Source organism: Candidatus Pseudomonas auctus, assembly GCF_048654275.1.
Classification (GTDB): Bacteria; Pseudomonadota; Gammaproteobacteria; order Pseudomonadales; family Pseudomonadaceae; genus Aquipseudomonas; species Aquipseudomonas pharyngis.
On sequence record NZ_JBJYZK010000004.1, the window covers coordinates 117,433 to 136,675 of the forward strand.

Genomic DNA, 19,243 nt, shown 5'->3' on the forward strand with positions numbered 1-19,243 from the left:
CTCTGGGGTGTGCATTATTCCCATCACGTGTCAGGTATTTTTTATGTCGCTACGCATCTGCATTCTGGAAACCGACATCCTGCGTCCGGAACTGGTCGATGAATATCAGGGTTACGGGCAGATGTTCCAGCGCCTGTTCTCGCAACAGCCGATCGCCGCCGAGTTCACGGTGTACAACGTGATGCAAGGCGATTATCCGAGTGATGACCTGACCTTCGATGCGTATCTGGTTACCGGCAGCAAGGCCGACTCGTTCGGCACCGACCCGTGGATCCAGACCCTCAAGCAATACCTGCTGACCCGCTACGAGCGGGGCGACAAACTGCTCGGCGTGTGCTTCGGCCATCAGCTGCTGGCGCTGTTGCTGGGCGGCAAGAGCGAGCGTGCTACTCAAGGCTGGGGTGTCGGCATTCACAACTACAAACTGGCGGCCAAGGCGCCGTGGATGAGCCCGGTGCGCGAAGAGCTGACGCTGTTGATCAGCCACCAGGATCAGGTCACGGCGTTGCCGGAGAACGCGACGGTGATTGCTTCCAGCGATTTCTGCCCGTTCGCCGCGTACCACATCAACGATCAGGTGCTGTGCTTCCAGGGGCATCCGGAATTCATTCACGACTATTCGCGGGCGCTGCTGGATCTGCGTCAGGAAGCGCTGGGCGAGCAGGTGTACAGCAAGGGTGTGGCCAGCCTTGAGCATCAGCACCACGGCACCACCGTGGCGGAATGGATGATGCGCTTCGTGGCGCACAAGCCGACCGCTGCTTGAACCCAGGCGCCCCCGTGTTTTGCACGGGGGCGTTTTTTCTTATAGCCAGCCGGATTTCTTGAAACTCGCCCACAGGCTCACGCAGCCGACCGTGATAAAGCCCAGCACGCCGAAATAGCCGTAGTGCCAGCTCAGCTCCGGCATGTTCTGGAAGTTCATCCCGTAGATCCCCGCCACTGCCGTGGGGAACGCCAGAATCGCCGCCCACGCGGCGAATTTGCGCTGCACCACGCTCTGGCGTGACGCCTCCAGCAGCACGCCGATTTCGATGGTCTGGCTGGCGATGTCGGCCAGGGTGGTCAGGTCTTCCATCTGCCGCGTGACATGGATCTGCACATCACGGAAGTACGGGCGCATGTTCTTGTCGATGAAGGGGAAGCTCAGCTTCTGCAGCTCCTCGCCGATTTCCACCATCGGCGCCGCGTAACGGCGCAAACGCAAGACGTCTCGGCGCAGGCCATGGAGTTTCTGGATGTCGTGTTCATTGAGCGCACTGCACAGCACGTTGCGTTCCAGCTCATCGATCTCGGCGTGGATCGCTTCGCCCACCGGCTGATAGTTCTCGATCACGAAATCCAGCAGCGCATACAGTACGAAATCTTCCCCGTGTTCCAGCAGCAGCGGCCGTGCCTCACAGCGCTGGCGCACTTGGGCGTAGGACGCCGAATGACCGTTACGCGCGGTGATGATGTAGCCGTTACCAGCGAAGATATGGGTTTCGATGAACTGCAGAATCCCGTGCTCGCGCACCGGCGAGTAGGTGACGATGAACAGCGCGTCGCCAAAGGTTTCCAGCTTCGGCCGGCTGTGTTTTTCCAGAGCGTCTTCGATGGCCAGTTCGTGCAGGTTGAACTGGCGTTGCAGGTTGGACAGTTCCTGGGCACTCGGCTCTTCGAGGCCGATCCAGACGAAGTGGCCGGTCTTGGCGGCCCAGGCCGCGCCTTCGTCGAGGGAAATATTGGTGACTTTCTTACCAGCGCTGTAAACCGCAGCAGCAACAACTCGACCCATGGTGGTGATTCACTTCTTCTTGGCAGATGGCAGGGGAGACATGGCTTCAGCTTAGCCGTGTCGCTGCTTGAGAGTCAGTGAAATCTGCACAGTTCACCGGGCAAAAGAAAACCCGCACAGGGCGGGCTTCTTTTTCATGCGGCTTGCAGCTGCCGGTCCATCGCATCGATGCATTCGCGCATCTGTTCGCGGCACTGGTTGATGAGCATGGGCATGTCATCCATGGTCAGGCCGACGGTAGGAATCGCCGGCAGCGAGCGTATGAGAACTTTCCCGCTGTGCCAGCGGTTCAGACGCATGTGCTTGATGTAGCTACTGACACACACCGGAACGATCGGCACCCCGGCGGCGATGGCCATCTGGAACGCGCCTTTCTTGAATGGCAGCAGTTCTTCACCCAGGTTGCGGGTGCCTTCCGGGAAGACCCAGATCGAGGTGTCTTTGTGCTGCAAGGTGTCGGTGGTGGTCAGCATCGACTGACGCGCCTTGTGCGCGTTCCCACGATCGATCAAGACGTTGCCCGCCAGCCAGAACAGTTGCCCGAACAGTGGCACCCACTTCAGGCTCTTTTTGCCGATGCACACGGTACGGCGCGGCACCACGTTGCCGAACACGAACAGGTCATAGTTGGACTGATGGTTGGCGATGATCACGCAGCTGTCGGGTTTGTTCATCAACGGCCCGACATCGGCTTTCACTCGCAAACGCAAAATGCACATGGCCGGCAGTGCATAGAGACGGGCGCACAGGCGACTGTTGTCCGGATTGAATGGGCGGCACAGCCCGAGGATCACACCGAGGATTCCCGCCAGAATAAAGTGCAGGCCCATCAACAACATACGAAACACGAACAGCATTTTCAGGCCCATCGGGACAAAAGGTGGCGCAGTGTACGGATGTGCACTGTTTTCGGCAATTGCCGCTATAGAGTCCGGAGATGGGCGATGTTTAAGCGCATGTTTCCGACTTGTTGGTCAGAGGCGTCCTAGAGCTGCTGCAGAGTTTTTAACTGGGCGTGTAAGAAAAAGCCCGACACGACGGTCGGGCTTTTCTGAATCGGAATGAGCCGGGTATCAGCCCAGATGCTCCTGATCCTGAATGATCGCGTTGTCCAGGGCTTCCAGTAGCGCCTTGCGTACTTTCAGCTTGGTGTTCTTGTGTGCGGTCATGTTGATTTTCTTCAACTGACGCGCGGCGGCGAGGGCAGCGCCTTGCAGCTCTTCGGCCGCTACAACCTTGTCGAGGAAACCGGCATCCACTGCGCTTTGCGGATCAAACATCTCACCATTGATCACCGAGCGATGGAAGGCCGAGCGACGCAGGCGGTCACGGGCCAGCTCGATACCGGCGTGATGCATGGTCATGCCGATCTGCACCTCGTTCAGACCAATGCTGAACGGACCGTCGACACCGATCCGATAGTCGGCGGACAACAGAATGAACGCGCCCTTGGCCACGGCATGGCCCGGGCAAGCAACAATCACCGGGAACGGGTGCGACAGCAGACGACGGGCCAGGGTCGAACCCGCAGTCACCAGGGACACCGCTTCTTTAGGGCCGGCGGTCATTACTTTCAGGTCATAGCCGCCAGAGAGAATGCCCGGCTGACCGGTGATGATCACAATGGCACGATCCGCCACCGCCTGATCCAGCGCCGCGTTGAAGGCCGCGATCACGTCCGGGGAAATGGCGTTGACCTTGCCGTTGCTCAGGGTCAGGGTCGCGATACCGTCTTCGAGGTGGTAGGCAATCAGGTCGCTCATGGCGCAATTCCTTATAAGAAAGATGGGCAGACGTTACCCACCGTCGCCGGTCAGGTAAAGCACTGTGACTGACCCGCCAGTCACTGTTTACTGGCCGATGCGCTGCAACGCGCCCGGTGCCTGACGCCTGCGCGTCTATATAGAAGGGCCGCGTTTACCCGAGATTGGCCGGATCGCCATGGACTCTCGATGGCGGTCGCGGCTTTTTCGCTTAACCGCATGAAAATTCTGAAAAAAAGTTTGCCATCAGAAAAGCTTTCGACTACATTAGCGCGCCTCGACAGACAGAACATGTTTGAAGAGATACGGTGAAGTGTCCGAGTGGCTTAAGGAGCACGCCTGGAAAGTGTGTATACAGGAAACTGTATCGAGAGTTCGAATCTCTCCTTCACCGCCAAATTCGATGTAAACAAAACCCCTGGTTTCGAAAGAAGCCAGGGGTTTTGTGCATTCTGGTGCCCGGTTTTTCGTCACAGAGATTGCTTCGGCTTCCCTTTGCCAGGGCATTACAATCGCGGTTTTATCCGGTATGTAAAAGGACGACCTCCATGATCATTTCCACCACCCACTCCATCGAAGGCCGGCAGATTACGGCGTATCTGGACATCGTCAGTGCCGAGTCGGTGCAGGGCGTGAATGTGATTCGCGATATGTTCGCGGGCATGCGCGACTTTTTCGGTGGGCGTTCGCAGACGCTGGAGCGGGCATTGAAGGAGGCACGTATCCAGGCGACTGACGAGATCAAGGAACGTGCGCGGGCTTTGCAGGCGGATGCGGTGGTCGGGGTGGATTTCGAGATCAGCATGCCGGCAGGGAAGGGTGGCATGGTGGTGGTGTTTGCGACCGGTACGGCGGTCAAGTTGCGCTGAGGCTAGTGAGCCCATTCAACGGAATGGGCTCTGTGCTGATAATCAGCCCTGCGGTTTGAGCAGGATGGTGCCTTTCGAATCGTAGGTCAGCGGCGTGTCGATCGCGACGAGAGGCGGCGTATCGCCGGGTTGAACTGGCTGAACCGGGTCCGGGTGGTAGATCACGCCAGGCTGCAACGGACTCGGTCCGGTCGGCTGCTTGATGACGATTTCACCCGAAGCGATCTTTTCCTTGAGTTTCTCCGCCCCGGCCTTGCCGGCGGCGATCTGTTCGTCCGTGAGCTTTACAACAGGCAGTGTCGGGAATCCTTTGATTTCCATGTTCTCTCCTTGAGATTCATTGCGTAGGAAAAAGGGCAGCGGCCGGTCGCCGGGAATCTTTAGCCGCGTGAGACCAACGGTTCGTCATTGTGTTTAATTTCCGTGGGCCATTCGTCGGGCTCCGGGTGATCTGAACCACAAGTCCAGGAATGACCGGCTAGTCTCAAAAGCCTTGGAGGTCGATATTTTTTCAGGCAAAAGGGTTTGCCAGTGTCGGCCCGCATTTGAGAAGGGGAGCAAAGATGACTGATCCGTACATCGAAGACGACGGGGCTGAATTTTCATTCAACAATTGCGTGCGCTGCGGCCAGACGGAGTATCAGGCCGGGTTTGGCGAGGATCCGGTGCAGACCGGCAAGATCAAGTCCACGGCACCCAAGGGCCCGAAGGCGAAGTTTCTGCCCAAGGTCACCACCCGCTCCAGGAAGTGAGTCCTGTCCCGCAGAGCCCCGTCATTGAACGGGGTTTTTTATGGCCTGCCTGTTGAGGAAGCGTCCTACTTGGATTGAGGCTTTTGTCCGGTTTTTTCACAAACTTTTCACACCCGCCTGAGTAGGGTGAAGCCATCCGTTAGAAAGCAAGTCTCCAGCCCGTCTCCCCAGCGGGCTTTTTTTTGCCCGTCATTAAACCTTTTCCGTATTCGCTGTCCAATCGGCGCCAAGTGCGCTGCAACGCTGGACATCGCCGCGGCAACAGCATTCAATCTGCGACCTTTTTTATTTCTTTTGTTGAGGTTTTCGTCATGCGTTTAACTCTGCCTGCTTTGGTTCTGGGGCTTCTGGTTGCTCAAGGTGCAATGGCTGGCGATGGTACTGCCGCACTGGGTGGTGGTCTGGGCGGCGCATTGGGTAACGTGGTTGGTCAGAAAATGGGCGGCAGCACCGGTGCAGCGATTGGCGCTGGTGTAGCGGGTGCGGCCGGCAGTGCACTGGCTGCCAAAAAAGGTGCTCGTACCAAAGCAGCCATCGGCGGCGGCGTCGGTGCGGCGGGCGGTTCGGTCATCGGCAACAGCCTGGGTGGCAGAACGGGCGCCACCATCGGTGCTGGCTTGGGCGGCGCAGCCGGTGGTGCGGTGGGCAGCAACCTGTCCAAGGGTCACAAACGTCACTGATTGCCAACGCATGTCTGAAAAGGCCCGGTTTGATGCCGGGCCTTTTCGTTGCTGAACGTTTTTCCCGAATTCGCCTCCAATGCCACATAGCCCCCTCCGCGGGCGAACCGTCCCGATCCGGGACCTGTGAGGTCTGTATGCGATTGACATTATCCGCATTGGTTTTGGGATTACTGGTGGCCCAAGGCGCCATGGCCGCTGGTGATGGCACAGCCGCCGTGGGTGGCGGATTGGGTGGCGCGCTGGGCAACGTGGTTGGCGGCCAACTCGGCGGCAGCACCGGTGCTGCGGTGGGTGCTGGCGTTGGTGGCGCGGCCGGTAGTGCCGTTGGCGCGAACAAACGCAATCGCACGGAAGCCGCCATTGGCGGTGGCCTCGGTGCCGCTGGCGGTTCAGTGATCGGCAACAGCCTCGGCGGCTCCACCGGTTCGACCATCGGCGCAGGCTTGGGCGGCGCGGCGGGTGGCGCGGTCGGCAACAACCTGGGTGACGACGGCGGCAAGTCGCACTCCGGCGGTGGTCATAAGCACAAGTACAAACACAAGAATCGTCATCGTTGAGTGACCGGTTCTACGGAAACCCGGCTTTATGCCGGGTTTTTTGCGCCTGCGCGTCATGCGCTGGAACGATTAGCGGCCATACTTTTCGAACGTTTACACATTTGAGATTAATGAGGTGCGCCATGACCCCCGAAACCGAAGGCAAGGAAGAAAAAGGCCCCAGCGGATTGCCGTTTATCAATGATCCGGGGAATGAAGATCCGGGGTCGTTGATGGATGATGCGACGGTTCCGCTTATGGAGGGTGAGGAAGAGCTTGAGTATGAGGATTTTGATGATGATGAGTGAACGGGCACTCCCTTCATTGAGCTTGGTGCACACCTAAATGAGACTTCAATATTTTCTCCACCAATATTCGCGTCCTGTCCGTTTAGATAGCATCTTGAATGGGTGTGAGGGAGGCGAGTTTGGATTGGTTTTAAGGGCCTGAGTCAACAGGCCCTTTTTTGTGGTGTCGCCTAATCTGCATCTCTCGAGTCAGCCAATATATAAAGATTACTTATGGCTGACATTTTTTTGATTTTTTTCAGCTTTACATATTCTATGAATTCTTTTTCAACAATTTCTTCATCGCAATATTTTTTATGCTTGGATGGTCTATCGCAAGCGAAGTTGTATAGGCGCCAAATATCAAATCCATTGATTTCACCGTTAGGGCCATAGTCAAAGTCTACGGTTTCTTTCGGTAAGTGGATAAAGCATCCTATTCCATGTAATTCATACTTAACGCCTCCAGTGACTGTTCCGCATCGCTCTATTGCCTTTGTATGCCATAGCCTTCGAATATCTCGGGTGCCAAATTCACGCTCAAATACCAAGGTGCCAGACTCCACTGTGGAGATGAAGTCATTTATCAGGATTTCCAAAGCTTCATTTTGATCACTCATCTCCTCCTCCGGTGCTCCAATCTGTCTAAACCTACATTATTTGCTGAGTCTAATACGTCCTCAATGCTTTTTAGAGAGCCGTTGTATGTGTTGAGATCGGTTATGAGTCTAATTGTCACGTTGGTCGCAGTTTGCCGTGCAGCCGCTGCACGATGGTGTCCGTCCAGTATGTATAGGCTGCCGTCATGTTCTATAACGTCAATGGGATATGCTGAGTTGTAACCGTCACGCATTTTATTTTTAAAGTTGTCAACTTTCTTGGTTGAGGTTTTTCCCTCTATTGTATGTACTCGCTTCAAAATTTTTGGATCTATATTTTGAGCAATCTCCGGTAGATTCGGTTCCCCCTGATCAACCTTAACCCCATTACTTTCATCTGGAACCGGACACCCCGGCTTGTTCGGCGGCGGGCAATTGGAGGTCAACCCCAACGGATCCACCCACCCCGTCGGATTCGGCACGTACCGGTACTGATTCAGCCCACCCGCCAGCTTCACCGGATCCGGCGTCAGGTACCGGCCCACTTCCGGGTCGTAATACCGGTGCCGGTTGTAATGCAGCCCGCTTTCGTCATCGAAGTACTGCCCCTGAAAGCGCAGCGGCTGATTCAGGTAATCCTCGGTCGCGAGTTCCAGCGAGGTGACCTTGCCGTAGGCGCTGTATTTGGCGAACCAGACGATCTCGCCGCTGTAATCCGTCAGTTCCTGCGGGGTGCCGAGGTGGTCGAGTTGGTAGTAGAACGGGCAGGCGCGTTTCGGGCCTTTGCCGTCGAGCATCGCCAGCGGGCGGAAGGTGCCGGGTTCGTAGATGAAGCTGCGGTGTTGTTCTTTACTGCTTTCGGCGATCAGGTGGTCGCCTTGCCAGAAAAACTCGGTGGTCTGGCCATTGACGGTCTTGCGGATGCGCCGGCCGAAGGCGTCGTATTGGTAGGTCGCAGTTTTGCCATCCGGGCGGGTCAGGCCGATCAGGCGGTGCTGGCTGTCGTAGCGGTATTCGGTGATCAGTATCTGCGCGCGGCCGCGGCGTTCGCGGATCAGGTTGCCGAAGGCGTCGTAGTCGTAATGGCGGTCGCCCTGGATCAACAGGCGATTGCCTTTGATCTGTGTCGGGCCCGGGCGGTCCTGCAGCAGCAGGTTGCCGGCCGGGTCGTGGGCGAAGGTTTCCGGCAGGTCGTCGCGGGTGTGGCGTACGCTGGCCAGACGGTCGAGGGCGTCGTAGTAATAGCTACGTTGACCGTGACGACTGTCGGCGATAGACGCCAGGTTGCCATTGACCGCGTAACTGTAGTGGCGCAGGTACAGCGCGCGGTCATGTTGATGAACAGAATGAACCCGCAACCGGCCCTGTTCGTCGTAGGCATATTCGCTGAGCAGCAGGCCTTGCTGGCGTTGCTGTTCGCGGCCGTTCTGGTAGATGTGGCGAGTGAGCAAGGCGCCATTGAGGTCGATCGCGGTCAGCGCGCCGCCCTTGGCGTAGTGGTAGTCGAGCTTGCTGTTGTCCGGCAGACGCATGCGAGTGAGCTGGCCGCAGGCGTCGTAGGTGTAACGCAAGGTGCCCCAGCCCTGATGCTCGCGCACCAGCCGGTCCTGCAGGTCGTATTCGAAGGCCAGCGGGTGATCCTGGCCGTCATCCACGCCGACCAGCCGACCGAGGCGGTCATAGCGGTAGCTGACCTCGACCCCGTCCGGCAAGGTCTTGAGCAGCAATCGCCCGGCGCTGTCGCGCTGGTAAGTGGTGACCAGCGTCGAGCCGTCGTCGCCGAACTCGGTCTTTTCCAGCAGGTGGCCGTTGCGGTCGTAGGCATACGCCGTACGCCGGCCATCGAAGCCGGTTTCCTGTCGGATCAGTCCGGTAGGCGTGTAGTCCAGCCGGTACTTTTCGCCCGACTCGTTCTCGATTTCCGTCAGCAGCAGCTGCGCATGGTCGTAGCGGTACTGCAGCCGGGTGCCGTCGGGGTTGATCCGCCGGCTGACCAAATGCAGGTCATCGTCATATTCGTAGCGGGTGATGCGCCCCAGTTCATCGCGTTCGGCGGTGACCTGGCCGTAGGCGCTGTAGGACCAGGCGCGGGTGGCGCCATTCGGCGAGGTGGTCTGGATCAGCCGGCCAACGGCGTCCCAGGCGTGACGGGTGACCCCGCCATGTTCGTCTTGAACCGTCGTCCGCCGCCCCAAGGCATCGTAGGAAAACTTGCGAACCCCGCCGTCCGGCAGACTCTCCTCGACCAACTGGCCCAGGCCGTTCCACACGAACACATGGCGACCACTGTCCGGATAACGGACCGACAGCAACCGCCCCTGCGGGTCGTAGTGGTAATGGGTGACGTGGCCATCCGGGTCGACCGCTTCGGTGATATCACCCTGGGCATTGCGCCGGTACGTCCACACCGCATCGCCACGCGAACGGCTGTGCAGGAAACCGTTGCGGTATTCGTAGGACGTCGGCGCATCGTCCGGCGGAATCAGCGCGATCAGCCGTCCGGCATCGTCGTAGCGGTACTCGGTGACCGCCCCCAGCGCATCCTGCTCGGCGACCAATCGGCCCTGCGCGTCGTAGGCCTTGAGCTGTTCGCCACCATCGGCGGCGACCTGACGCACCAGCCGCGCCGTATCGTCGTGGACGTAGGTTTCTTCAGTGCCGTCGACGTACTGCACCGTGACACTGCCGGCGTCATCCCAGACGTAACGCGTATCCATCTGCGAAAACGACGCCCAGTGCCGCACGCAACGCGCTGCCTTGCCGGCACGCTCCCACTCCCAGAAGAAGCTCGCGCCGCCGGCCAGCTGCCGTTGCAGGATGACGTGCTGGTCGTCGTAGTCGTAACGCTCGCACTCGCCGACCGCGTTGGACGCCTCGATCAATCGATGGCGGGCATCAAAGCGGTAGCTGGCCAGCGTCTGCTCGGTGCGCCAGACCGCATCGCGCCAAACCTGATAATCGACCGCAACCATATGCGCTCGCTCATAGCGCAGCAACAAGGAACGGCCAGCGCCGTTGTCGAGGCGCTCAACGCGATCCAGACGATCCCGCGTAATACGCAACCGGTTACCGTAGGCATCGCTGACAGCCGTCAGACGCCCAACCCGAAAGTGATAAAACCGCGCAGCGTCCCCCGCCAGCGCAACGATCAACTCCTCCGGCTCATCCCCCAAAAAGATCGCCGCCCGCGACAAGCTGTTGTGAATGGCCGGCCGCTCGACATTCGGCAGCGGAAACCGCGTGCGCCGGTTCTCATGGTCGACCCAGACCACCGAAGCGCCATCGACCTCCAGCCGATGCGCCAGCGAATGACTCCAGCCAAACCCCAACCCAACATCGATCTCGGCCGCACTGCTGCGGTACAACCGGCTGAACTCGAATGGCAGCAGCCCATCGAGCACACCATCGGTCAGCGTTAGCAGCTCTTCGCCGGTGACCATCGACACCGGACAGCCATTGGTGCAGGTCAGCGGTGCACAATCGGCGCTGTCACCGTTGGGATTTTTCGCCTGATCCGAAGCGTCATCCCGAGGCTCATGCCGTTCCATTCGTGTCATGCCGTGGGACTTGTCGCGGGCAATGGCCGCCGGATTGGGCACCGTCAGTACCAGCGAATCGGCCGTACGAATTTCCAGCGGAATGGCCGGTGTCGGCCGCAATGGCGCCTGCCGCGCATTGACCATCAAAGGTTTCAAAGCGCTCGCATGGCGGGTCAGGTCAGGCGCCGAGGTCAGCTCTGCCAGCCGCAACGCCGATGCCGCCAGCCATTCCCGCGCACGGGGTGACTTGATCTTGCCCAGTACCTGGGTGCTCAACCGCAGCGGCACACCCATGCCACCCGACACACACATCAACAGAAAACTGACCAGCAGTTCGGCCCGAACCTCAGCCACCACCTCGGCCAGAAATTGCGGCGGCAACATCTTCAGCCAGCTGGTAAAGGCCGCCAGATAAATGAACAGCAACGGCTCATCGCCGAGCATCAGCAGGCCATTGGCGATGGCCTCGCTGGACGCCTCGAGCAAGGCATCCAGTTCAGCGCTGGACAGGTACTGCAGAAGCTTTTCGCTGTTGGCCTGCAAGTCTGCAAGCAGGGCAAACAGCTGCTTCACGTCGTCCCAGACGCCATTCAGGGCGGATTCGAAACCGTGCCAATCAGCCTGTTGCAACTGCCCGTAACGCTCGGTGAAACCGGCGCTGGAAAACGCCGTCCACTGCGGTTGAAACCCTTTCCATTCCTCACGTAACCAGCCTTCCAGACCATCGATGAGGCCTTGATACGAGGCGTATAACGTCCGGATATGCGCAGTGGAAACATCGGGAAAGAAGGTGATGCGATAACGCTGGCCCCGGTCGCAGTCGCTGACCTCGAGAATGCCGCTGGGGCCGATGGTGTAATGCAGCGGTTCGCCGAAAACCGGAACACCGTCGACATCGGAAATGACCGGTTCAAGGATCACCGGCGTGTCGCCGATCGGCACAAACCGTGCGGCTTCGAACATGTGCACCAGCGTCAGGGGGCCGGTGGCGGGGCACATGACCACGGAGGAACTGATGGGTCTGCGGCTGCCAACCGGTGCACTGAGCCGGACATCGTTGCCGACCTTAAACACCTGCTCGACACCCAGCGCGGCGCCCATCCAGAACTGCTCGGCCCAGGCGTCATAGTTGTTGAGACAGAGGCGAAACTCCTGAAACAGCTTTTCGACGTCGGGCTGATCAGGGTTCAGCGCAGCGACCACCAGCAAACCGATGCTGTTGTTCAATTTCAGGAGTGGATCAGGTGGAAGCATTGGCAGTCACTCGCGCGCATCGGGGGAATGGCGCGAAACTTTGCGGGGGATCGAACAGGAAAGAAGTCAGCCGAGTAGGCGATGTCTGTAGGGCGATTCTCTAAATGTACGGGAGGGCGTTCGGCGGACAACCGACATTGCCCGTTGCTCAACCTCGGCTGCGCTCGTTATGCTGCTGAACCCTTTAATCAGATCCGAGCAGCGGCGCTATCCACGCCGCTCGGGATGTCTTTGATAACGGATCCGATGATGAATGCACCGCTGAAGGCGTTTGGCCCGATCAAGGCCGTGATTTTCGACATGGACGGTTTGCTGCTGGACACCGAGGGCATCTACACCGAGGTCACCTCACTGATTGCCGCGCGTTACGGGCGTACCTTCGACTGGAGCATCAAGCAGAACATCATTGGTCGCGGCGCTGGCGATCTGGCGCGCTACGTGGTTGAGGCGCTGGACCTGCCGATCACCGCCGAAGAGTTTCTGGTGATCCGCGAGCCGCTGATGCGCGAGCGCTTTCCCACCGCGCAGGCGATGCCGGGTGCCGAGGAACTGATCCGTCACCTCAAGGCGCACAACATTCCGATTGCGGTCGGTACCAGCTCATCGCGTCAGTCGTTCGGTCAGAAAACCACCTTGCACCGCGACTGGTTCGCGCTGTTCGACTTCATCGTCACCGCTGACGACCCGGAAGTCGGCGCAGCCAAACCGGCACCGGACATCTTCCTTACCGCAGCGCGTCGCCTGGGTGTTGCGCCGGAAGATTGCCTGGTGTTCGAAGATTCGCCATTCGGCGTGACAGCCGCGAAAGCGGCCGGCATGACCGCCATCGCCATTCCGGATGCCGCCATGGCCGATGAAAAATACGCACACGCCGACGGGATTCTTCGTACGTTGAAAGCGTTCACGCCGAGTGCATGCGGATTGCCGGCGCTCGACTGGGCCTGATCAAACCGCCGACATAAAAACGCCGCCCCTCTGTCAAAGGAGGGGCGGCGTTTTTCGTTATCGACTATCTGATCAATCAGGCGCCGAAACCACCGTCGATGGTCAGGCTGGCACCGGTGATGTAACCGGCCTCCGGGCTGGCGAGGTAGGCCACGAAGCTGGCGATTTCCTCGGCTTTACCGTAGCGACCCACCGCCATCAGCGGGATCAGGCTGTCGGCGAACTCGCCATGAGCCGGGTTCATGTCGGTATCGACCGGGCCGGGTTGCACGTTGTTGATGGTGATGCCCCGTGGGCCGAGGTCGCGGGCCAGGCCTTTGGTCAGGCCGACCAGTGCGGATTTGCTCATCGCATACACGCCGCCACCGGCGAAGGGCATGCGGTCGGCGTTGGTGCTGCCGATGTTGATGATGCGCGAGCCTTCGCCCATGTGTTTGGCGGCTTCCTGGCTGGCGATGAACACGCTGCGCACGTTGATTGCCAGGGTCTGGTCGAAGTCTTCCAGTTTGAAGTCTTCCAGCGGCGCGACGGCCAGCACACCGGCGTTGTTGACCAGGATGTCGAGGCGGCCAAAGGTTTCGACAGTGGCGTTCACCGCGTTGCGGATGGCACCTGCGTCGGCGCTGTCAGCCTTGATCGCCAGGGCTTTGCCGCCGGTGGCGGTGATGCTGTTTTGCAGTTCTTCAGCCTTGGCGGCCGAGCTGACGTAGGTAAAGGCAACCGCGGCGCCTTCAGCGGCCAGGCGTTTGACGATGGCGGCACCGATGCCGCGAGAGCCGCCTTGAATCAGAGCGACTTTACCGCTGAGGTGTTGAGTGGTCATGTTCGATCTCCAGAAGTTTCAAGGCAGGCTGCCTTGGTGTGGTGTCGAGTATCTGCCCCTCGCCAATAGGCGGGTAGAGCGTGGTTGCTATAGTCTGTGTAAACCAAAAGTTTAGAGTGGCGGCCATGGAAACCTTCAGCAGTATCGAATGCTTCGTGCGCAGCGCCGAAGTCGGCAGCTTTGCCGAGGCTGCGCGACGCCTTAGCCTGACACCGGCCGCCGTGGGCAAAAGCGTGGCGAAACTGGAAGCGCGCCTCGGCGTGAGGCTGTTCCAGCGTAGCACCCGTCGGTTGACCCTGACGGAAGCGGGGCAATTGTTTCTGAGTGAGGTCAGCGGCAGTCTCACCACCATCCAGAACGCCGTGAACAATCTCGCCAGCGCCGGCGGTCAACCAGCGGGCACGCTGAAAGTCAGCATGGGCACGGTGTTCGGCCGCTTGTACATCGTGCCGTTGCTGGGGGAGTTCCTGAAAAGGTTTCCGGCGATCAACCCGGACTGGCACTTCGATAACCGCCAGGTCGATCTGATCGGCCAAGGATTCGACGCAGCGATTGGCGGTGGTTTCGAGCTGCCCCAAGGCGTGGTCGCCCGCAGGCTGACGCCGGCGCATCGGGTGTTGGTGGCCTCGAAGGATTATCTGGATCGATACGCGCCGATCAGCGAGCCGGACGAGCTCAAGCTGCACGACGGCATCCTGATCCGCTCACCGCAAACCGGTCGCGTGCGCTCCTGGCAGTTGACTCACCGCACGCAACAACACAGCCCACTGACGCTCAAGGCACGAATGACGATGAGTGATTCCGAAGCCGCCTGCGCCACGGCGGCGCAGGGGTTGGGGATTGCGCTGGTGAGCATGCCGTTTGCCGTCGGCTACCTTGAAGCGGGGACTTTGCAGCGGGTCCTGCCGGACTGGTACGTCGACGACGGCAACATCTCCATCTATTACGCCGAACACAAATTGCTGCCGGGCAAGACCCGAGCGTTCGTCGATTTTGTCATCGAGCAGTTTTCAACCCTGGGCCTCGCCGAACGGTTCAACGCGCAAAACGTGCTGGCCAGCCGATGATGGTTTTCGGACGTGGCGTTGCGTAAGTCCGCACCTTGGACGTCGACAGGCCCAGTCGCACCAGCGATTCGGCGATGGTCACGGCTGCCGTGACGCCATCCACCACCGGCACGCCGGTGCGCTGGCGGATCTTCTCGTCGAGCCCGGCCATGCCGCCGCAACCCAGGCAGATCACTTCGGCTTTATCCTGAGTCACCGCCAGTTCCGCCTGATGCACGATCGCTTCCAGCGCCCGTTGCGGCTCGTGTTCCAGCTCCAGCACCGCCAGGCCACTGGCGCGCACCGAGGCGCAGCGATCCCACAGGCCAGACAGTTTCAGCCGATCCTCAATCAACGGCACGGTGCGATCCAGCGTGGTCACCACCGAGTAGGCGTGGCCGAGGTACATCGCGGTGCTGGCCGCCGCGTCGGTGATGTCTACCACCGGCACGTTGAGCAACTCCTGCAAACCTTCGCGACCGTGCTCGCCGTAGCCGGCCTGGATCACCGCGTCGAACGGCTGGTCGTAGGACATCACCCGATCCATCACGGCGATGGCCGCCAGATAACTTTCGAAATTGCCCTCGACTGAATCGGCGCCGAAGTATGGCGTCAGGCCGACAATCTCGGTGCCGGGGGAAGCGACAGCCTGCGCCGAACGAGCGATGGCCTGAGTGATGGATTCGGTGGTGTTGACGTTGACCACGAGAATGCGCATGGGAGGTCCTTATTGCGGTTGGTTCTGCGGCCCCGCGAAGGGCCGCCAAAAGATTCAGTGGCTGACGTTGTCGACGGCGATGGCTTCACCGTCCACGTCGGCGTAGTGCGGCTGGCGTTTGGCGATGATCAGGTAGAGCATTCCGGCAATCCCGGCACCGATCAGCCAAGAGAAGGGCGAGACGCTGTGGAAGCCCGGCACCAATGCCAGAACGATGGCGATCAACGCCGCCGGAATAAACGCCGCAACGGCCCGCAGATTGACCCCGCGGCTGTAGTAATACGCGCCGTTCGGGTGTTCGCTGTACAGCTGCGGCACGTGGATCCGGCCTTTGCGGATCAACCAGTAGTCGACCATGATCACGCCGTACAGCGGGCCGAGCAGGGCGCCGAGGCCGGACAGGAAATACACGATCACCAGCGGGCTGTTGTAGAGGTTCCACGGCAGGATCAGCACGGCAATCGTTGCGCTGATCAGCCCGGCGCGGCGGAAGGTCAGGTATTTCGGCGCCAGGTTGCTGAGCACGAAGGCCGGGGCGACGAAATTGGCCATGATGTTCACCGCCACGGTGACGATCAGGAACGCCAGGCAGCCGAGCACCAGAAAGAACGTGTTGGGAATCGACGCAATGATTTCGGTCGGGCTTTCGATGATCCGCCCGTTGATCTGAAATTGCGCACCGCACAGCAGGACGGTGATCCCGGCGAACACCAGAATATTGACCGGCAGGCCCCAGAAATTTCCGACCTTGATGGTTTTGCGGCACGGTGAAGAGCGAGCGAAATCGCAGAAGTTGAGGATCAGCGTGCCGTAGATCGCCAGCCACAAGGCGCCGCCAGCAAAGATGTTGCGCCACATCTCGCCACCGGTCAGGGGTTCGCGGATCGACCAGGCAATGGTCGCGTTGGCCTGGGTGTACATCCACGCGGCGAGGCAGGCGACGGTCAGCAGAATCACCGGCCCGGCGAAGGCTTCGTAGCGGCGCACCATTTCCATGCCGTAGGCCAGAATCGCCAGTTGCACGAACCAGATCGCCACGAAACACACCCAGCCCAGGCTCGACAGGCCGAGGATCGAGTTGTGATCGTAGTCGGCGAAACCGGGATGGATCGCCGTGAGCAGCACGCGAAACACCACCGACGCCAGGTACGTCTGAATCCCGAACCAGGCGATGGCGATCACCGCCCGGATCAATGCAGGAATCTGCGCCCCATGAATGCCGAAACTGATCCGGCTGATCACCGGAAACGGCACCCCGGTTTTCTGCCCCATATAGCCGGACAGGTTCATGAAGAAATACACTAGTGCTGCACCGATCCCCAGCGACAGCAGAATCTGCCAGCCGCCCAGGCCCAGGGCGTACAGACCGATCGCAAACGAGTAATTGGCGATGTTGTGCACATCGTTGGTCCACAGGGCAAAGATGCTGTATTTACCCCAGCGCCGTCCTTCGACCTTGGTCGGTGCGAGGTCACTATTGTGCAGGCGTGGACTCAATTGCAGCGGTTCGGCGATCCCGTCACCGGGCACGCTGTGGTCGAGGGTTGAAGAGGCGGGCAGATTCAGCGCGATGTTGTTATTGGAGAGACTCGTACGCATTCCGGCAGGCTCCTGATGTCCGGGTCGCGATGACTGTGCATGAGCGCTCGGGCTCGGCAGATCTTCGTCGCGGCGGTGAAACATCACTGGTTTCGGGGCATCTGCAGCCTGTACGGGATAGGGCGCTTCAGGCTTGCGGATCGAAAGTATGGGTTCATGTTCTGCAGTTTTGTATACAAAACATGTATGCACTCAAGCGAGATCTGTGCCAGCCAGCGATCTATGAAAACGGCCGTTGATTTCGAAAAGTTATTGAGGTGCGCTAAGTTGCTGAAATACAGGCGATATAAATTGACCGTTTGAACAGGTATTTATTTTTCAGAAGGGATTTTGGCGGGCGCCGGGAGAAAGTGTTTCTGGAGCTTGATGTAACTTTTCAGGGCGCAGAAACGAAAAGTGCACACATAAATGGCACCGATGGTGACAATCGTGTGTACACATTTTTCAAGACGGGTAGAGAACACTGTCGGAGCTGATTAGCTCCCACAGTGCATCAGGGACCTTATGCCTTGCTGATGATATTCCCGGCATGCAACCCGCATTCTTTCTGGGTCGCTTCTTCCCACCACCAACGGCCTTCGCGCTCGTGCTGGTTCGGCAGGACAGGGCGGGTGCACGGTTCGCAACCGATGCTGATGAAACCGCGTTCATGCAGGCTGTTGTACGGCAGCTCCAGCATGCGGATGTAGCCCCAGATTTCCTCGCTGGTCATCTGCGCCAGCGGGTTGAACTTGTACAGGGTGCGCTCCGGGGTGGAGAACGCTGTATCGATTTCCATCACCGCCACGGCACTGCGGGTGCCTGGGCTCTGGTCGCGGCGCTGGCCGGTGGCCCAGGCTTTGACGCCGGACAACTTGCGGCGCAGCGGCTCGATCTTGCGGATCCCGCAGCATTCGCCGTGACCGTCCTTGTAGAAGCTGAACAGGCCTTTTTCCTTCACGAACGGTTCAAGTTTCGTGTAGTCCGGTGAGACCAGTTCGATGTCGATCTTGTAGTGCTCGCGCACCTGATCGATGAAACGGTAGGTTTCCGGATGCAGGCGGCCGGTGTCGAGACTGAACACCTTGACGTTCTTGTTGAGCTTCCAGGCCATGTCCACCAGCACCACATCCTCGGCGCCGCTGAAAGATATCCACAGGTCATCGCCGAACTCGGCGAACGCGAGTTTGAGGATGTCCTGCGCGGATTTGTTGGCATAGGTCGTGGCGAGTTCCACGACGTCGAACGTTGGGCTCATCAGGGCGGCTTCCTACAGGTCGGTGGCGCTGGGCGCTCTATATGGCGGCGATGGTAACAAAAAGCAACGCGCGCCGGGGCGGCCTCTGCGTTGCGCGCTCCAGGTCGAGCCGCTAGAGTTCGGGCTCGCTCGGCTCAATAAACATTACAAATGGAGTGTCCTGTGGAAATTGCCTGTCTTGATCTTGAAGGGGTGCTGGTACCGGAAATCTGGATCGCCTTCGCCGAAAAAACCGGAATCGAATCGCTCAAGGCCACAACCCGGGACATTCCCGACTACGACGTGCTGATGAAGCAGCGCCTGCGTATCCTCGACGAGCATGGCCTGAAACTTTCGGACATTCAGGAAGTGATCGCCACGCTCAAGCCGCTGGACGGCGCGGTGGAGTTCGTTGACTGGCTGCGCGAGCGTTTCCAGGTGGTGATTCTGTCGGACACCTTCTACGAGTTTTCCCAGCCGCTGATGCGTCAGCTGGGCTTTCCGACCTTGCTCTGCCACCGACTGATTACCGATGGCAGCGGTCGGGTGACGAGCTACCAGTTGCGTCAGAAAGATCCGAAACGTCAGTCGGTCCTGGCCTTCAAGAGCCTGTATTACCGGGTGATTGCGGCGGGGGATTCCTACAACGACACCAGCATGCTCGGCGAAGCGGATGCGGGAATTCTGTTCCACGCGCCGGACAACGTTATTCGGGAGTTTCCGCAGTTTCCGGCGGTGCATACGTTTGCCGAGTTGAAGCAGGAATTCCTCAAAGCCTCGAACCGCGACTTATCCCTTTAGCCACCTGATGATCGTTCCCACGCGGACGGTTCGACG

19 protein-coding genes and 1 tRNA gene are annotated in these 19,243 nt (G+C 59.3%); 10 read left to right on the forward strand and 10 right to left on the reverse strand.

The window, feature by feature from the left end; all coding sequences use genetic code 11:
* The first annotated feature begins 43 nt into the window (after positions 1 to 43).
* Positions 44 to 766: an amidotransferase gene (locus ACKUG4_RS09640; protein ID WP_007959955.1), complete on the forward strand. Its 723-nt coding sequence runs from the start codon at positions 44 to 46 to the stop codon at positions 764 to 766.
* Positions 767 to 805: 39 nt separating this feature from the next.
* Here the strand turns inward: ACKUG4_RS09640 and ACKUG4_RS09645 are convergent, their stop codons facing one another.
* From ACKUG4_RS09645 to ACKUG4_RS09655, 3 genes are all read right to left on the reverse strand, one after another.
* Positions 806 to 1,777: a magnesium and cobalt transport protein CorA gene (locus ACKUG4_RS09645; protein ID WP_064594647.1), complete on the reverse strand. Its 972-nt coding sequence runs from the start codon at positions 1,775 to 1,777 to the stop codon at positions 806 to 808.
* 134 nt (positions 1,778 to 1,911) lie between these two features.
* The gene (locus ACKUG4_RS09650; protein WP_064600727.1) at positions 1,912 to 2,634 is read right to left on the reverse strand and encodes a 1-acylglycerol-3-phosphate O-acyltransferase; all 723 of its coding nucleotides are present in this window, start codon (positions 2,632 to 2,634) and stop codon (positions 1,912 to 1,914) included.
* A gap of 216 nt (positions 2,635 to 2,850) precedes the next feature.
* Positions 2,851 to 3,540, reverse strand: coding sequence for a crotonase/enoyl-CoA hydratase family protein (locus tag ACKUG4_RS09655; protein ID WP_064594649.1), 690 nt, complete (start codon positions 3,538 to 3,540; stop codon positions 2,851 to 2,853).
* Between the two features lie 307 nt (positions 3,541 to 3,847).
* On the opposite strand from ACKUG4_RS09655, the gene ACKUG4_RS09660 reads away from it, so the two are divergent.
* Both ACKUG4_RS09660 and ACKUG4_RS09665 read left to right on the forward strand, forming a co-directional pair.
* Positions 3,848 to 3,937, forward strand: a tRNA-Ser gene (locus ACKUG4_RS09660).
* 151 nt (positions 3,938 to 4,088) lie between these two features.
* Entirely contained in the window at positions 4,089 to 4,409 is a 321-nt protein-coding gene (locus tag ACKUG4_RS09665) for a YbjQ family protein (protein ID WP_039769949.1), read from the forward strand.
* A 42-nt stretch (positions 4,410 to 4,451) separates the two neighbouring features.
* On the opposite strand, the gene ACKUG4_RS09670 is transcribed toward ACKUG4_RS09665, so the two are convergent.
* Complete coding sequence (locus ACKUG4_RS09670; RefSeq protein ID WP_064594653.1) at positions 4,452 to 4,730, reverse strand: hypothetical protein; 279 nt, start codon at positions 4,728 to 4,730, stop codon at positions 4,452 to 4,454.
* A 242-nt stretch (positions 4,731 to 4,972) separates the two neighbouring features.
* Between ACKUG4_RS09670 and ACKUG4_RS09675 the strand changes: the two genes are divergently transcribed.
* The 4 genes from ACKUG4_RS09675 to ACKUG4_RS09690 all read left to right on the forward strand — a co-directional run bounded on the left by ACKUG4_RS09675 (position 4,973) and on the right by ACKUG4_RS09690 (position 6,688).
* Entirely contained in the window at positions 4,973 to 5,161 is a 189-nt protein-coding gene (locus tag ACKUG4_RS09675; RefSeq protein WP_039769953.1) for a hypothetical protein, read from the forward strand.
* A gap of 311 nt (positions 5,162 to 5,472) precedes the next feature.
* On the forward strand, positions 5,473 to 5,841 hold the full coding sequence (locus ACKUG4_RS09680; RefSeq protein WP_007952176.1) for a glycine zipper domain-containing protein: 369 nt from the start codon (positions 5,473 to 5,475) through the stop codon (positions 5,839 to 5,841).
* A 137-nt stretch (positions 5,842 to 5,978) separates the two neighbouring features.
* The gene (locus tag ACKUG4_RS09685) at positions 5,979 to 6,401 is read left to right on the forward strand and encodes a glycine zipper domain-containing protein (protein ID WP_039769957.1); all 423 of its coding nucleotides are present in this window, start codon (positions 5,979 to 5,981) and stop codon (positions 6,399 to 6,401) included.
* A gap of 122 nt (positions 6,402 to 6,523) precedes the next feature.
* Positions 6,524 to 6,688, forward strand: a complete 165-nt coding sequence (locus ACKUG4_RS09690; protein WP_169429543.1) for a hypothetical protein — start codon at positions 6,524 to 6,526, stop codon at positions 6,686 to 6,688.
* Between the two features lie 170 nt (positions 6,689 to 6,858).
* Here ACKUG4_RS09690 and ACKUG4_RS09695 read toward each other — a convergent pair whose 3' ends face one another.
* A complete protein-coding gene (locus ACKUG4_RS09695; RefSeq protein ID WP_236189477.1) occupies positions 6,859 to 7,287 on the reverse strand; it encodes a DUF6896 domain-containing protein in 429 nt (142 codons plus the stop codon).
* A complete protein-coding gene (locus ACKUG4_RS09700; protein WP_445433887.1) occupies positions 7,284 to 12,059 on the reverse strand; it encodes an RHS repeat-associated core domain-containing protein in 4,776 nt (1,591 codons plus the stop codon). The genes ACKUG4_RS09695 and ACKUG4_RS09700 overlap by 4 nt, the downstream gene beginning before the upstream one ends.
* 249 nt (positions 12,060 to 12,308) lie before the next feature.
* Here ACKUG4_RS09700 and ACKUG4_RS09705 point away from each other — a divergent pair, with 249 nt between their 5' ends.
* Positions 12,309 to 13,004 carry an HAD-IA family hydrolase gene (locus tag ACKUG4_RS09705; protein ID WP_039769963.1) on the forward strand — a complete coding sequence of 232 codons (696 nt, stop codon included), beginning with the start codon at positions 12,309 to 12,311 and terminating at the stop codon, positions 13,002 to 13,004.
* A 76-nt stretch (positions 13,005 to 13,080) separates the two neighbouring features.
* Here ACKUG4_RS09705 and ACKUG4_RS09710 read toward each other — a convergent pair whose 3' ends face one another.
* Positions 13,081 to 13,827, reverse strand: a complete 747-nt coding sequence (locus tag ACKUG4_RS09710; protein ID WP_085613269.1) for a 3-oxoacyl-ACP reductase family protein — start codon at positions 13,825 to 13,827, stop codon at positions 13,081 to 13,083.
* 125 nt (positions 13,828 to 13,952) lie between these two features.
* On the opposite strand from ACKUG4_RS09710, the gene ACKUG4_RS09715 reads away from it, so the two are divergent.
* Complete coding sequence (locus tag ACKUG4_RS09715; protein WP_064600729.1) at positions 13,953 to 14,894, forward strand: LysR family transcriptional regulator; 942 nt, start codon at positions 13,953 to 13,955, stop codon at positions 14,892 to 14,894.
* Here the strand turns inward: ACKUG4_RS09715 and ACKUG4_RS09720 are convergent.
* From ACKUG4_RS09720 to ACKUG4_RS09730, 3 genes are all read right to left on the reverse strand, one after another.
* Positions 14,863 to 15,591: an aspartate/glutamate racemase family protein gene (locus ACKUG4_RS09720; RefSeq protein ID WP_039769968.1), complete on the reverse strand. Its 729-nt coding sequence runs from the start codon at positions 15,589 to 15,591 to the stop codon at positions 14,863 to 14,865. The two genes, ACKUG4_RS09715 and ACKUG4_RS09720, sit on opposite strands and share 32 nt — an antisense overlap.
* A gap of 54 nt (positions 15,592 to 15,645) precedes the next feature.
* The gene (locus ACKUG4_RS09725; RefSeq protein ID WP_064594659.1) at positions 15,646 to 17,190 is read right to left on the reverse strand and encodes an NCS1 family nucleobase:cation symporter-1; all 1,545 of its coding nucleotides are present in this window, start codon (positions 17,188 to 17,190) and stop codon (positions 15,646 to 15,648) included.
* A 502-nt stretch (positions 17,191 to 17,692) separates the two neighbouring features.
* Positions 17,693 to 18,427, reverse strand: a complete 735-nt coding sequence (locus ACKUG4_RS09730) for a phosphoadenylyl-sulfate reductase (RefSeq protein WP_007960132.1) — start codon at positions 18,425 to 18,427, stop codon at positions 17,693 to 17,695.
* 162 nt (positions 18,428 to 18,589) lie between these two features.
* Here ACKUG4_RS09730 and thrH point away from each other — a divergent pair, with 162 nt between their 5' ends.
* Positions 18,590 to 19,207 (forward strand): bifunctional phosphoserine phosphatase/homoserine phosphotransferase ThrH, encoded by a 618-nt coding sequence (thrH, locus tag ACKUG4_RS09735; RefSeq protein ID WP_445433888.1) that lies wholly within the window; start codon positions 18,590 to 18,592, stop codon positions 19,205 to 19,207.
* Positions 19,208 to 19,243: the final 36 nt, after the last annotated feature.